13 protein-coding genes are annotated in these 14,447 nt (G+C 55.0%); 6 read left to right on the forward strand and 7 right to left on the reverse strand.

Annotation, left to right across the window (positions count from 1 at the left end):
* Positions 1–38: 38 nt before the first annotated feature.
* From Q1A20_RS26215 to Q1A20_RS25175, 3 genes are all read right to left on the reverse strand, one after another.
* Positions 39–377, reverse strand: a complete 339-nt coding sequence (locus Q1A20_RS26215) for an ABC-three component system middle component 5 (protein ID WP_367180974.1) — start codon at positions 375–377, stop codon at positions 39–41.
* Entirely contained in the window at positions 377–859 is a 483-nt protein-coding gene (locus Q1A20_RS25170) for an ABC-three component system protein (RefSeq protein WP_299919465.1), read from the reverse strand. The genes Q1A20_RS26215 and Q1A20_RS25170 overlap by 1 nt, the downstream gene beginning before the upstream one ends.
* A gap of 505 nt (positions 860–1,364) precedes the next feature.
* Positions 1,365–2,594, reverse strand: a complete 1,230-nt coding sequence (locus Q1A20_RS25175) for a hypothetical protein (protein WP_298976133.1) — start codon at positions 2,592–2,594, stop codon at positions 1,365–1,367.
* Positions 2,595–2,729: 135 nt separating this feature from the next.
* Here Q1A20_RS25175 and Q1A20_RS25180 point away from each other — a divergent pair, with 135 nt between their 5' ends.
* The 4 genes from Q1A20_RS25180 to Q1A20_RS25195 all read left to right on the forward strand — a co-directional run bounded on the left by Q1A20_RS25180 (position 2,730) and on the right by Q1A20_RS25195 (position 8,531).
* Positions 2,730–2,891 (forward strand): hypothetical protein, encoded by a 162-nt coding sequence (locus Q1A20_RS25180; protein ID WP_298976134.1) that lies wholly within the window; start codon positions 2,730–2,732, stop codon positions 2,889–2,891.
* Between the two features lie 430 nt (positions 2,892–3,321).
* Complete coding sequence (locus tag Q1A20_RS25185) at positions 3,322–3,939, forward strand: VPLPA-CTERM sorting domain-containing protein (protein WP_298976136.1); 618 nt, start codon at positions 3,322–3,324, stop codon at positions 3,937–3,939.
* Between the two features lie 977 nt (positions 3,940–4,916).
* Positions 4,917–7,826 (forward strand): hypothetical protein, encoded by a 2,910-nt coding sequence (locus tag Q1A20_RS25190; protein WP_298976137.1) that lies wholly within the window; start codon positions 4,917–4,919, stop codon positions 7,824–7,826.
* A 153-nt stretch (positions 7,827–7,979) separates the two neighbouring features.
* A complete protein-coding gene (locus Q1A20_RS25195; RefSeq protein ID WP_298976138.1) occupies positions 7,980–8,531 on the forward strand; it encodes an isoprenylcysteine carboxylmethyltransferase family protein in 552 nt (183 codons plus the stop codon).
* Positions 8,532–8,790: 259 nt separating this feature from the next.
* On the opposite strand, the gene Q1A20_RS25200 is transcribed toward Q1A20_RS25195, so the two are convergent.
* Positions 8,791–8,985 carry a hypothetical protein gene (locus tag Q1A20_RS25200; protein ID WP_299741012.1) on the reverse strand — a complete coding sequence of 65 codons (195 nt, stop codon included), beginning with the start codon at positions 8,983–8,985 and terminating at the stop codon, positions 8,791–8,793.
* A gap of 124 nt (positions 8,986–9,109) precedes the next feature.
* Between Q1A20_RS25200 and Q1A20_RS25205 the strand changes: the two genes are divergently transcribed.
* Positions 9,110–10,297: a multidrug effflux MFS transporter gene (locus tag Q1A20_RS25205; RefSeq protein WP_299410661.1), complete on the forward strand. Its 1,188-nt coding sequence runs from the start codon at positions 9,110–9,112 to the stop codon at positions 10,295–10,297.
* Between the two features lie 125 nt (positions 10,298–10,422).
* Here Q1A20_RS25205 and Q1A20_RS25210 read toward each other — a convergent pair whose 3' ends face one another.
* The 3 genes from Q1A20_RS25210 to Q1A20_RS25220 all read right to left on the reverse strand — a co-directional run bounded on the left by Q1A20_RS25210 (position 10,423) and on the right by Q1A20_RS25220 (position 13,288).
* Entirely contained in the window at positions 10,423–11,796 is a 1,374-nt protein-coding gene (locus Q1A20_RS25210; protein WP_299410660.1) for an IS1182 family transposase, read from the reverse strand.
* 87 nt (positions 11,797–11,883) lie between these two features.
* On the reverse strand, positions 11,884–12,345 hold the full coding sequence (locus Q1A20_RS25215; protein ID WP_299919468.1) for an MOSC domain-containing protein: 462 nt from the start codon (positions 12,343–12,345) through the stop codon (positions 11,884–11,886).
* A gap of 10 nt (positions 12,346–12,355) precedes the next feature.
* Complete coding sequence (locus tag Q1A20_RS25220; protein ID WP_299919470.1) at positions 12,356–13,288, reverse strand: DMT family transporter; 933 nt, start codon at positions 13,286–13,288, stop codon at positions 12,356–12,358.
* A gap of 97 nt (positions 13,289–13,385) precedes the next feature.
* Here Q1A20_RS25220 and Q1A20_RS25225 point away from each other — a divergent pair, with 97 nt between their 5' ends.
* Positions 13,386–14,276, forward strand: coding sequence for a LysR family transcriptional regulator (locus Q1A20_RS25225; RefSeq protein WP_299919472.1), 891 nt, complete (start codon positions 13,386–13,388; stop codon positions 14,274–14,276).
* Positions 14,277–14,447: the final 171 nt, after the last annotated feature.

Consider the following 14,447-nt stretch of genomic DNA (forward strand, 5'->3'; position numbering starts at 1 on the left):
GATCAGACATGTTCACCGCTCGGTTTTCGAACCGTGAATCACGTCATAGGGCGGAAATCAATGGGTCCTGACCCTAGGGCGCTGACAGCAGTAGCCTGAATCATTTCCATTCTTTCAAATACCACTCTAGCACTTGGAAAATTGTCGTACCCTGACTTTGGGTATTTTTTCACAATAGCGTTTCGAGCCCGGGCAAATCCTTCGATGTCTCTAGGAGCCCGGACATCCTTGAGTGACCATGGAAAACAAAAGAAAAAATCTGCGGCTCTCGTGGAGCGGTAAGGGAGCACTTGGTTCTCTGAAGATGTCAAGAGAACCAAAAACCTAAAAACAGTGTGATACGGATCGTATGCCGGTGTATATGCAAGGGAGAACATCAACTCCACCTAACGTAGCATCTATCGGCAAGCCAGTAGATCATGCCTCGAATGTGTGCATGAGTTATAGTAAAGTGCTCAAAGCCAGATCCCATGTCGCTTAGCGTTGGTTGAATGATCCGCTCTTCAATAATTTGATCGACCTCCTGTCGGTCAAGTAGTGAAACGTGAGGGACAATGTGATTTTCAAAGACATCATTTATACGAGCTAGAAAGAGAGCGAATATCTTCTGAGCCGATGGATAATGCTGCATCTTTGCGAGCAACTTTGCAAAGTGCTCTTTTTTCATCAACGCGCTTTCCAACTGATCTTGGCGCTCAGCATCTGTCAATTTCGCTTCAAGCCCCACTAGACTGCCCGAACTTCGTCTGTCTTGAAACATTTGAAGATCGTCAATGAACCCCTCTACGCATGCGTCGCCATGTAAAATTTCTTTGTCTAGCCGATCAAGTAGCCCAGGAATTTGTGAAAACTCTGTCAATTCGGTGCCTACTCTACATCTGGCAGTGGAGCCAAATATTGCACCACCTCTGGCTGTTTCCCCAGCATATTGTAGCCATCAATGATTGCAAGGTTGCATTGTGAAACGACGGGGCTGCCAAAAGCGAATAGCCACTCTTCGGAATCTGCATGGCGGCAAGCGACCAACTGGTCAACGGCGGGTCGGTGCCAACGTCCGTTTTGGGGGTTCTGCGGTGCTGGAAATGTCGCTCCGATGGATGTCGGCTCTGGGCCGCGAAGTACACAATTTTGTGCTTCCGTATTGGCGTACCGCCAATATATGCCTTGGCTGTTGGCGCCGGAAGACCCTAAGGCGGGGGTCAGATGCAACGCTTACCAATGTCGGGTATGGGCCGTCCTGATCGCGATCATATGCGCGCACTGTACGATGCTGCGACTGCTCCGATGGCGGCAACGAGCCCAGAGTCACTGATGCTGCGACGTAAATGAATGGCGGCTTTCTACGATTAGACACGAACGTAACGCTACCTGCTTATCTCGCGAAGAAACTCGTCTACTTGGTCTTCCCAGAGGCTCGGCATTGTGATCACCCTGTGCCCGTTTCCATAGCCTGGTAGTTTTACAATATGTAGCTCACTTTGAGCTCCGCGTGCTGTCAGTTCAGCTAAGTTGGCCTTGGAATGCTCGATGCTGTAAAAGCGGTCCTCTTCTCCGTAGACCGACAAAACCAGGCCATCAAAGGAACCTATGCGGTTGAACAGTGTCGGATTGATTGACGGGTCACCTTTTTTGCCAGTCCATCCGCCGACAAAGTTGATCACGCCAGCAACTTCCGTTGGCATACTCCCCGCTTGCATGATCGCGACAACCCCACCCCGCGATATCCCGCCAACAAGAATTGCGCCTTGGTCTAGGTCGAGTCGCTTTCTCAATGCGGCAAGGGCCGCGTTCGCATCTGTCAACGCCCGCTCCGCTCCCGGCAGGGAAAGCGCCGCCTCGGGCGAATATCCTTTAGAACGATCTAGCGCGAAACCCTCGTCGTATTGCCCATCTGAAAGGCCACGCCCACGTCGATAAGGAAAAACGACAAACCAACCGTGTTCGTTCAACATGTCGGCAAGCCAATCGCTGGTCCAAATCAGATCAAAGTCGCTTGGGCGTGTACCAGAACCTGTTGAGCCATGATGGATCAACGCAACCGGAAATGGCCCTTCACCCGGCGGTGGATAGGTAACAACATTGAGCCGAATGGGTTTCCCTTCCTCGATCAGGTCCGTCTGAAGGTATTCCTGCTGGCCAATGGAAAACCAATCCTCGTCCGGCAAGGCCAACACATCCTTCAGGTTCTGGCGTTCCAGAACGGCAAAACCCTTGTCCGCATCGAATACACCCCGGACCCTGCCAGTTGCTGACATCCGGTAGTGTGCCGGGAAACCATCATCGGCAAAGATCAAATCATCGCCTTCTATTTTTGCCTGACGTCTGAACCAGCGTCCCGCACCATTCAAGTCGCTACCAACGGCATAGATGACGTCTGCGAATCCGTCGTCATTCACTTGCTCTATAATGAGGATATGGTTCCGCCATCCGTCCCACTGTCCGACCCAAGTTCCGGCAAATTTCGAATGAACCTCTTCCGCCTCAATAGCGTCGTTAGGCAATGGGACGTTGCCGACAAATACCGACTCTTGTGCGTAGGCACTACTGGACAGAATGAACAATAGGGCGACGATCCGCATGAGTTTTTTCAGCATTTGCAAGAATCACGTGTGCTATACACGCCCCCTATTTGCTGTTGGCCAGATGCAGGGAGTTTTAGCACACCCTATGACGTAAGCTCTAGACCATGGGTCTGTGGATTTACGAAAGCAGTCCTAGGAGCAGACGCAGTGAAAGTCGGCAAAGTCCGCATCCAGAACTTTGCCGACCTGCAAGCCAATCATCTCGTTCAGGGCGCGCAGGGTGCGGAGATCACCGACGGCAGAGACCTCACGATTATTCTGACAGGGGTGAACATCGCCGACCTTGACGAGAACAGTTTCATCTTCTGAAGGGCAATTTTTCCGCGATCTCTGCACCGGCGAGGGCCGGACTGTTTCCTCCAGGTGCAGATCGTCCGGTCCGGCGGCGGGCGGCGTAAAACGGCCAATACAACGCTTCCGGGGCGGCAATACAACGGTCGTGACAACGCTCACAACAACGCTCCTCGCCGATACAGCACCGCAAGGCGGGTCCGCCCACTGATATCTCGCATGCGCAAAGCGGGCCGGTGATTGGTCCGCCAGATTGAAAGAAAAGGATCAGATAGCACAAAACCCATTGAACAAGACGCGCAGCCATTCCCGCGCAGAATTGTCCGGGTGCCGGATTTCACGAAAGGCACCGGATGTCTCTTTTTCTACTTTCAGCTGAACTGGAACCCTCACAGCCGTGCGGGCCGATTCTGACGATGACACACAACGCCATACAGGAAACTCAGATATGAAAAGACTTCTCTCCCTCACCGCCGCCGCGCTCGTTGCCGCCTCCACAGCGCAGGCTGCCCTGATCGCCAATATCTCGGGCACCCCCGGCAGCGGACAAACCACATGGACCTTCAGCGGGACAACGATTGCTGGCAGAGGTGCCTTTTTTCAAGATGGCAATTTGAACCAAGCCAACGTATGGACTGACCTCGGTGACTACACCTCTGTGGAGTTTTTCAATAATGTGAATGTCTCGGGGGATGCCGCGCTAACCATCGACGGGGAAACCCGGCGGATCGATCTGGCGGCCATCGATGATGATGGCGACTTTGATGACTGGGGCATCGGCGTGGATGGTGCGGATATCTTCGTGTTCGGAGCCGGATCCGAGGTCAGCTGGACGGGCAGCCTGACGGTTTTCGGCATCGACCTCAACGATCTGAACAACAGCGGTCTGCCGATTACGTTCTTGACCTCAAGCTTTGGCTTGGTTGGCGAGGGCACGCTGGATCTCGAGCTAACCATCGCGGCAGATGAAATCTCTGCCGTGCCGCTGCCGGCCGGTGGCGTGCTGTTGCTGTCCGGTCTGGCCGGGGTCGCCGCGCTGCGCCGCCGCAAGAAATCCATCACCTGATTTACGGGCGCAAAAGGCACCGGCTCTAAGGTCGCTTCAGAGACCTTTTTGCCGGATGCTGCGCAAGGTTCGGGTGTCCGTTTTTTCAACATATTAATTGACGCCGCCAGCTGGAAAGCGTGCAGTTTTTTCGTGACGACTCTCGCGCAAAATCGTAGTTACGTTCGCCTCATTGGCGCATTGGATGCAACCAACCTTGCAGACAGAATCGCCAGTGTTGCGTTTCCGTGGCTCGCAACGCTTCTCACCCGGGATCCCTTTCTGATCGGCCTGGTCGCTTTCGCTGGGCGTCTACCGTGACTTCTGCTGTCCGTACCAGCCGGTGTGATCACTGACCGTTCGGATCGGCGCAACCTGATTGTGCCGCTGATCTGTTTCGTGTCCTGCTTACTCTTGGTGTGATCGGACTCATTCTTACCTTACCGAGCAACATCGAAGTGCAATCAGAGTTCGACAAACGGACGGCAGCAACATTCGCAAACCGGCCCTGCTGCCAATAACAATTTCTGGCAGACCTATTTGATACACATCTGGCGAAAAGTGGAATTGACAATGAAGAAACCCAAATGGTCGCTCTTCTTGCCGACATCCTCTCTGTATGAATGCGATATGAGCTTCGCGTTCTGGCGTCTTTCGAACCGATGCCCCACTGGATCGGGACAGGCTCATATTTGCTCACAATTTAACCTGCCAGCGACGGCCTGACCGCTGAGCTGAGTTTTCTCGCCGATTCGTAGAGCAGCGGTCGAAAACACGCAGTTTTTTCTGCCATGCGCATGCCGGACCTTTTGGCTGAAAATACAACGCTTTTGGTAGGTCGTTACAACGCCATTGGTGGGCAAATACAACGGTCGTTACAACGCTTGTCAGGCCGGTCGACGCGTATGTGTGGCTGGCAAAAGCACGCATGAGGTTGGGCCTGTTTTCGGCAAACCAAGGCATGGGCGCACACCATTTCAGAATGAAAGAGTTTAAAGATGTTTGAGACACCCCAATCCGTTTTTGACGAAGCGACCCTGTCCGGCAATGCGCAGGCGCCCAAGATCATCACGCTGACAAACGGCAACATGGTGGTGGCCTACGCGGTCCCGTCCGGTGATTTTTTCAGGATCAAGGGGCAGCTTCTCGACCCGCTTGGCCAGCCGATCAGTGACGAATTTACCTTCGATTTCGAAGGCCACCGATCCCAGGAACCCAATTTCGATATGACTGAAACCCCGGATGGTCGTCTGAACATTATCACTGAGGTCAAAGAGTTCCGTTTTTTGGATTTCGAAATTGCCACGATGATGTCGATGAACGTCGCCTTTGACGGCAACGGAAACCCAGATGTAATCGACAGGAGAATTCACTTCGACGATAACGACAACTCGATTTTCGATTTTGATCGGGACGATTCGACCAACCCAACGGTGACCATCGGGCCGGACGGATCTGCGAGTATCTTCTATATCAAGAAAGACAAGTCTGAGAATTTTGAGGTGTTCGAGACCAATCGCACGGGGGCTCGAGATGACGGGATCAAGGCGTTCCGAGGAAATGAGAACGCCGAGGTGCGCGCCGATACGCTGGAAAACGGCAATATCATCCTGATCCTGGACCGCGATGGAAAAGGTAACGGCGGCGAAATCAACTACCGTATCCTTCGAGAAAACAATTCGACCGTTAACATCGGGGAAACGGGTGATCGTAACGCCAAGACCTACGATTCGACGGTCACAGCGCTAAAGGGTGGCGGCTTCGTCATCGCGTGGACCGAGGACGATGGGTTTGACATCGACGTGCAGTTCCAGCTTTTGAACGCGTCAGGACAAACGCAGGGTGGTACGGTCAACGTGGGCAATTCTGGCGACGGTGCGCGCGACAACAACAACGAACCTTCGATTGTCCCGTTGCTCGATGGCGGCTTCATCGTGTTCTACGACAAGGATGCCGGGAACATAGGCGTTTTCGGTCAGCGCTATGATGCGTCCGGCGATACGGTTGGCGAGATTTTTGAGGTCACGGACGACAACGGAGCCAATATTGACGCCACGCTGACGGAGGATGGACGGATCGCGGTCACATGGCAGGACGTCAACACGAACAACGTGAATGTCACGATCATCTCCGTGGATGCGACAAATGGCGATGATGTGCTTGATGGAACGAATGGTGACGACGTGATGCGCGGCCTGGCGGGCGACGACGTGCTGCGCGGGGGAGGCGGCGACGACGAGATCCGCGGCGATGGCGGCGATGACGTGATCATCGGTGGAAAAGGCGACGACCGGCTCTTTGGTGGCACTGGATCGGATATTTTTGTTTTCGAAGACGGTGATGGCGATGATGACGTTGTGGGGTTTAACGCAACCAACGATGCGGAAAAAATCGATCTGACCGGTGTTTCTAACATCGAGGATTTCGCGGATCTGTGCGACAACCATATGCGGCAGGACGGCAGCGATGTGGTGATCGACACCGGCAGCGGCCAGATCACACTGCATTCGGTCAATATCGAAGACCTCGACGAGGCGGATTTTATCCTTTCCTTTAACGCGATCCGCGGAACCGAAGGCGACGACACACTGACGGGTACCGATGGCGCTGACGCGATCCGCGGTCTGGCCGGTGATGATGTGATCAATGGCGGTAAGGGCGACGACCTCATGCGTGGCGGCCTTGGATCTGATGAATTTACGTTCAAGGACGGGGATGGCGTTGATGAGATCAGGCGTTTTGATGCGACCGATAATGGCGAAAAGATTGATCTGACCGGCGTTTCAGCAATCACGGATTTCACCGATCTGGTTCAGAACCGCATGACGCAGGTCGGTGATGATGTCGTGGTTGATCTTGGGGATGGGAATTCTGTTAAACTGACGGGCGTCGATATCGACGATCTGGATGCTGCGGACTTCCGATTGCGTTTTGCCACCATCAACGGCACCGAGCGCGACGAGACACTGACCGGAACGGAAAACTCCGATGTCATCCGTGGCAAGGCCGGGGACGATGTGATCATTGGCGGCAAGGGCGACGATGTCCTGTTCGGTGGCACAGGATCGGACACATTCGCTTTTGCTGACGGCGACGGTAATGACGAGATCAGGGGCTTTAACGCGACCGACGACGCCGAGAGGATTGACCTTAGTGGTATCGCAGGTCTCACCAAGTTCAACGTGCTTCTAAGTGATCACATGCGGCAAGTGGGCGACGATGTGGTCATCGATTTCGACTCAGGAGATACGATTACCCTTCGCGCCGTTCAATTGGGCGACCTCGGGCTGGACGATTTCGTGTTCAGGGCCCAGACGATCGACGGGACCCGGGCCGACGACCTGCTTGTCGGCGGCGATGGTGATGACAAGATCAACGGGTTTGCCGGCGATGACGAGATCTATGGCGGTGGTGGAAACGACATAATACGCGGGGGATCGCACTACGACACCATCCACGCCGGTGCCGGTGACGACCAGGTTTGGGGGGACGAAGGCCGGGATACCGTGTTTCTTGGCGACGGCAACGATGTCTTCTGGGATGCCGAGCAGGACGGTCGCCATGCTCACGATACAGTCTTCGGCGGTGCAGGTAATGATACGTTCCACGGCGCAGGCGGAAACGATGTTTTTGACGGCGGTAAGGGCGATGATCTTTTCTTCGCGGGGGCTGGTGACGAGACGTTCGTGTTTGCGGACGGGTTCGGCAACGACACGATCGTTGGTTTCGGGGCCGATGATGTTATCGATCTATCAGCAGTGTCTTCCATCGAAAACTCGAGCGATCTGACCGCTGATCACTTGCGGCAGGATGGTGAAAACCTGATCATCGATGATTTGGCGGGCAATACAATCACCTTGGAAGGTATAAACATTCTGGATTTGAGTGGGGACAACTTCTTGTTTTGATCGCGCGTGAACTGACGCGCCGCTTGTCCCAAACGGTGTTCAGGCGGTGCGTTGCCATCGGATGAACGGCCAGGCAACGCACCCCATTCTTCGGGGTCAAGCGGAACCCGTCCCGGAACACTTCCATCAAACAAAACTGATACGGATATTGTCGTGCCCTATACCCTATTTGTCTTCATTGCCATCGCTGTAGCGTTTCGCCTCGCCGCCCTTGCAATCTCCATCCGGAACGAAAAGCGGATGCTGCAAAGTGACGCAATCGAACATCATGCCGCAACATCCCTGATCCTGACGATCGCCCATATCGGTTTCTACGTCGCCGCCATCGCCGAAGGACTGTGGCGCGATTCTCCAATTTCTGCGATTTCTGTAGTTGGTCTGATCCTCTACGGTCTCGCGATGTGCGCGCTTGTCTGGGTGATCTGCACCTTGGGCAGATTCTGGACGATCAAAGTGATCATAGCGAAGGACCATCAGCTGATATCCAATCGGATTTTCGACAGGATTCGGCATCCAAACTACTATCTGAACATCATTCCAGAACTCATTGGATTCACACTGGCCTTACAGGCATTTGGCGTCTTGTTATTCGGATTACCTCTCTATGTTGCTGTTCTTTCACTGCGCATCCGACAAGAGGAAAAAGTAATGCGGAGCCATTTCCATAAGTATGGATCAGTAGGGCGCAGCCTTGGCGCGTCATGACCACCCGTTGCTCTCAAAATGTCTACAAAACTCATTTTTGTTAGGTTGGCCAAAATGGAAAGGGATACGCTTGCGTCACCAGCTAAGACGACCTTTTGTAGCGTGTGAAATTCGACATGAAGGAGGTAGCCGTTTTCCCGAAGCGCCGTTGCCGCCATCGGGTTTAAGGTCTGTTTTGTCCGCACCTTTCTAATTCGCGATGCTCGAGATTTCGCCAGCGCAGCGAATGGCCGCAAAGCGGGCTGCAACCGCAGAATCTTCACTGGGCGGTGAACGGCAGGATTGGGTCGTCCACGTCGAGCGGCGGCACCGTCAAAGTGTAGATGCCGCATTTGCTCCAATGTCTGCTGTCGAGCCCAGATCTCCCAAGTTGCTGCAGCATGGCTAAGGTCAGCTTTGCGTATTGCCACATACAGTCAACCAGACTACCCTCCTGCCAAAGGAGTGAGGTCATGACCTTCAATTTCGTCGTCGTAGTAAGCAAAAGGTGCATGGTCCGATAAGGTTCTCCATATCCGTTTCCATGCGCCCCCGATATTCTCGGGGGCTTTTTTGTTTTTAGAGCTCAGAAAACCAAGATGAACCGCGCAAGAACACCACCGCACTTGATTACATTGATCTTGCTAACTGGGTTTTCGCCCATGTCGCTCAACATGTTTCTGCCATCCCTGGCCAACATCTCTGTTGATCTCAAGACGGACTACAGCACCGTTAGTTGGGCCGTTTCAGGATACCTGGCAATCACAGCCGTCATCCAGCTCATCATAGGTCCCATGTCAGACCGGATCGGTCGGCGGCCGGTACTGCTGGTGGCTTTGCTTGTTTTCACAATCGCCTCTCTAGGTTGCACTTTTGCGCCGAACGTCCAGGTTTTTCTATTCTGCCGAATGCTCCAGGGCGGGATCATTGGTGGCTATGCGCTTTCACTGGCAATCATGCGTGACACCAGAACCGAGCGCGAAGCCGTGAGCCTGATCGGCTACATCGGGATGGCCATGGCAGTCGCCCCGATGATCGGCCCCATGCTGGGGGGCGTGCTCGACACCTTCTTTGGTTGGCGGTCCGTCTTTGGCTTCTATGCTGTCGCGGGCTTCGGGTTACTCCTGCTTTGTTGGTTTGACCTCGGAGAGACAGGGCCACAGCAGGCTACAGGTGCCGCCACGCCAGTGCCCGGGATAACAACGCTTATCCGTGAGCCGTTGTTTTGGGCCTACGCCCTCTGCGGCACGCTGTCTGTTGGCGCGTTCTACATCTTTTTGACGGGCGCACCCCTTGTTGCCCAGGCGACGTTCAATGTCACGACCGCCGAGCTTGGCTTGTACATTGGGACTATCACCGTTGGCTTCATGATCGGCGGCTTTCTGGCCGGTCGAGCAGGAAAGCACTTTGAGCCGACGACCATGATGATCGCAGGCAGGGTAGTGGCTTGTGCGGGTCTTGCGGGCGGTTTGGCGATCCTGGCATCAGGGATAACGTCAGCGGAAATGTTCTTCGCAAGTACAATTTTTGTGGGCCTAGGAAACGGAATAACCATGCCCGGAAGCAATGCTGGTGCCATGTCGATCCGACCTGATCTTGCTGGAAGCGCAGCCGGACTAAGCGGCGCTCTCATCGTTGCTGGAGGTGCCGTTCTCACTGCAGCGACGGGCAACCTCGTCTCAGAAGCTAATGGTGCGCAAACACTGCTATTCCTGATGCTGGCAGCATCTACACTAGGTTTGTGCTTTGCGGTTTGGGCGGCGTGGCTCAGGCGAGAAGCAGTTTAAAGCCAACAAACAGAAGCGGCCATTGGAGCGCGTGAAGCGAATTCACACTTTGGTCCGGATAGTGTTGAAGAAGTATGCGTTTGAGGCTGTTACGGGCGAAGCCGTAAGTAGCTGGCGCTTTCCTATCATCCCGCAGGTGCCGGTTTCTGAGCCAGTTTTGCGAGTTTCCTGAGGTTCTGTGCTGTGGCTGCGAGTTGGAATTGTTCGTTTGCGCCTTTAGGTCCTCGAAGCCGCATCATCGATACGCCGATGTATCGTTTCAGATGGGCAAAAAGCATCTCGACTTTCCGCCTTTGAATGAACGAGGTCATGTAGGCATCGGTTTTGCGGATATCACGGGCCACGTCTCGAGCCGCTTCATGGACTGACCGCATCACGCGTCTGCCCGGATCACCGGGGCAGCACTTCGATTTGAGTGAACATGTATCGCAGTCATGTTTGGAAGCGCGGTATCGGATAAAGCCGTCTTTGCCGCCGTTCGGTTTTCGTGGCTTGGAGAAGTTCCGTCGATAGGTCTTAAGGGTCTTCCCATTTGGGCATGTGTAGCTGTCAGCCGCCAGATCGTAGACGAAGTCTTCGCGTGAGAATGTGCCGTCCGTCCGCTTGGATTTGTCCCACACTGGGATGTGCGGAGCGATGCCGCGCTCTTCGACCAACCAGCCCAACATCTCCGCTGATCCGTAACCCGTGTCGCCAACCAGCTTGTCCGGCGTCATGCCGAAGCAATCCGTAATCCGGTCGATCATGCGCTGAGCTGCAAAGGTCTCAGCCGTTCGGATCGGAACCGACGGTTCGCCGTCGACAATCACGGCATTGTCCAAATCCACCATATAGTTGGTGGAGTAGGCAAAGAATGCGGCTCCGCCCTCAGCCCCGGTCCAACGCGCCGCTGGATCGACAGGTGAGATGTATTTCGGGACAGCTTTAGTGGACGCACCGAATGCAGCGTCATTCAGCGTTTCGAGATATTCGTCTATGGCGCGCGACGCCAGTTCGGGCGACAGACCCTCTTTGCTTTCAATCCCGCGCGTCTGGTTCGCATTGGCTGGGATCAAGCTGGCATCAACCCCAAAGCTCTCGCCGCCAACCAAGCCTTCATCAATGCAGCGCTGCAAAACTGTCTCAAAGAGACGTCGGAACAATCCACTTTCCCGGAAGCGTCCGTGCCGATTCTTCGAGAAGGTAGAATGGTCAGGAACCGGGTCGGTGAGGTCGAGGCGGCAAAACCACCTGTACGCCAGATTGACATGGACCTCTTCGCAGAGCCGTCGCTCAGAACGGATGCCCTGACAATAGCCCAACAACAGCATCCGGATCATCAACTCGGGGTCAATCGAAGGACGACCATGTGAGCTGTAAGACGGTACCAGCAGGGGCCGGACTTCCGACAGATCAAGGAAACGATCAATGCCGCGTAGTGGGTGATCGGCAGGTACAAATTCCTCAATCGAGAACTCGTAAAACAGCGCGTCCTGCGCCACCTGCCTCGGTCCCATCATCGCCGCACCTCCAAACTCTCAAAACGAGTGAATCAACGCCGCACCAACGGATCAACGGACTTTTTCAACACTATCCGGACAAACCGGTCATTCAGGTCGAATGGTATCTCCAACCGAGATTGTGCCGCCACGAACGATTGAGCAATTCAAGCCGGACCTGTGGCGCAGCAGATCGCAGACAGCCTTGTCTGTCACCAAATCGAGGTACCGGCAGGGCGTGTTCAAACGACCTGCCAAGAGCAGGGTGTCACCGACAACAAACCGCTGCCCGACCAGGTGGTTCAAAGGGACCCCGGAGACTGTCAGATTCCGCCTGTGCTCATCCGCATCAAAGGTAACCCCATGGTCGCGCTCCAAGGCCACGAGGGTTTCCTTCTCGATCAAAGTGACTTCGCGAATATCTGGAATCTGCGAATACTTGCCCTTGCCCGTCGCGTATCGATCTCCTTCGAGGCCCAGGCCTTCGATCAGTTTTATGCTGTCATGGGCCTCCATCGGTGCACGGCCTTCAACGGCTGTGTGGATGCTGAGCAGCGTTCCTTGCCACATCTAGTTCTCCTTAAATTGCACTATCCGGCTTGGATGCCCGCGCATTTGATCGCCGGACCAGAACCAGAATGCCCGCCGCGATGATGAGCGCGATACCCGCAACGGTCCAGAGGTCCGGCACCTCTCGGAAGAACACGAAGCCCCAGAAAGCCGCGAAGATCAGATACGCATAGTCGAAGGTCGCGATGATCTGCGGACTGGGGGACTGATAGGCCCTAGCCAGCCCCACGCTGACACCGACGATGAGTACAGCCATGATGCAGAGGATGCCGATTGTCCTGATGTCGAAGGATGACCAGGTGCCGAACAGGAAGGGATAGGAGGCAGCACGAGCGGACGGCGCTGCCCAGAACCAAAGGCTGGCTAGGCTTCCGAAAAGGATGAGCGCAAGATTCAGGCTTATGGCCAGTGACGCCGGGGCTTCATGCGCGCATTTGGCCCGTGTCAGAACCGCCGCAACGGCGTAGAGAAACGCGGCAATCACCGGGATGAGGGACAAGACGGTAAAGTCTGCCCCGTTGGGGCGCACAACGAACAGGACGCCGATGAAACCGAGCGTGACGGCACCCCATTGGACCGCCGTGACAGCTTCCCTCAGAAAGATCGCCGACAGCAGAACAATGAAGAGCGGACCGGTGTAAAGCGCTGCGGCGACGACCACCAGATCGAGCAACGGGATCGCGGCATATATCGCCAGATACATCGCCACCAACGCAAAGCTGCGCAAAGTGACCCAGCCTACAGCCTTCGGCCAGACCTGACCTTTGGCAAGAAGAACCAGAACCGGCAGGGCAAGCAAGGACCGGCACACATAGATTTGCCACAGCGTCACGTCCGCGCTGGCGAACTTGACGAATGCATCCGTCAGCGCCATCGCGAAGACGGTCAGCAGGATCGTCAATATTCCCGATTTGAGGGACGGGCTGCTTGCCGGACTGATCATTGTGCGCGCACCTTCATGAACGGAAACGGATCATACCGGGCTTGGTTTGTGTGGCTATGGTGTATAATCTAAGCAATATGATTAGAAATTTTGCATAATGAACCGCGCCGACCTTCATAGCCTCAGAACCTTTCTGGCCATCGCGGACAGTGGCACCTTGAGGTCAGCCGCCGATGCCCTCAGCGTGAACCCGTCCGCTGTGTCCCAGCAATTGAAGACCTTCGAAGACAGCCTTGGGACGGCCCTTTTTGTCAGGAACACGCGATCAGTGGCGCTCACTGACGCGGGCCGCGCATTGCACGACCGGACTCACAACTTGTTCGCTGAAATTGATGCGGCTTTGACAGCCACCCGCAGCGCGGCAGGCACCACATCAGGGCAGTTGCGCATCACTCTGCCTTACCGCGCCTGGCAATTGATCATCGCCCCCCGGATTGCGGGCTTCAGGGACACCTGCCCCGAGATCGAACTGGACTTGTCCGTTGATGAAGAACTGACAGACATCGTTACGGGAGGGTTTCATGCTGGTATTAGGCTGGGAGACTATCTGGCGGACGAAATGATCGCTGTGGCGCTCACCGCGCCGCAGGCCGCGACATATGTCGCGGCCAGGGATTACCTTGCCCGGCGGGGCACGCCCCAAACCCCGGCAGACCTGCTGCATCACGACTGCATCCGATACCGTCAGATGAGCACAGGGCAGATCGCGCCTTGGCGGTTCGTTGTGGACGGAGCCGATACCGAGGTAGAAGTGACCGGTAATCTGGTCTTCAACGATCTGAGATCGGTCGTGGATGCGGCCAGTCGAGGGCTCGGGATCGGGTGGTCGCTTCGTGCAGGCGTTGCGGGACAGATCGAATCCGGGGAGCTGGTCGAAGTCCTGGCCTATCACACACCGGATCGGCCGCGCTTCTATCTCTACTATCCAAAGCAGCTGAAAAGCTTGAACCGCTTGCGGGCGTTTATCGACCACTTCGCGATTGGCTGAAATTGTCTCCCAGACTTGACGGTGACGATCCTTATCGCAGGTGACAAAGATGTTTGAGTTTTGCCACATCCTGCGGTGCGGAGAAGGCCTGCGATGAGCCTATTTTGTTGAAGAAGTCTTGTTGCTTTGAAGCAAGTCCTTTGATTCACTCGCTATTGTAGATTGGGGGAG

It is taken from the genome of uncultured Roseobacter sp. (genome assembly GCF_947501835.1).
Classification (GTDB): Bacteria; Pseudomonadota; Alphaproteobacteria; order Rhodobacterales; family Rhodobacteraceae; genus Roseobacter.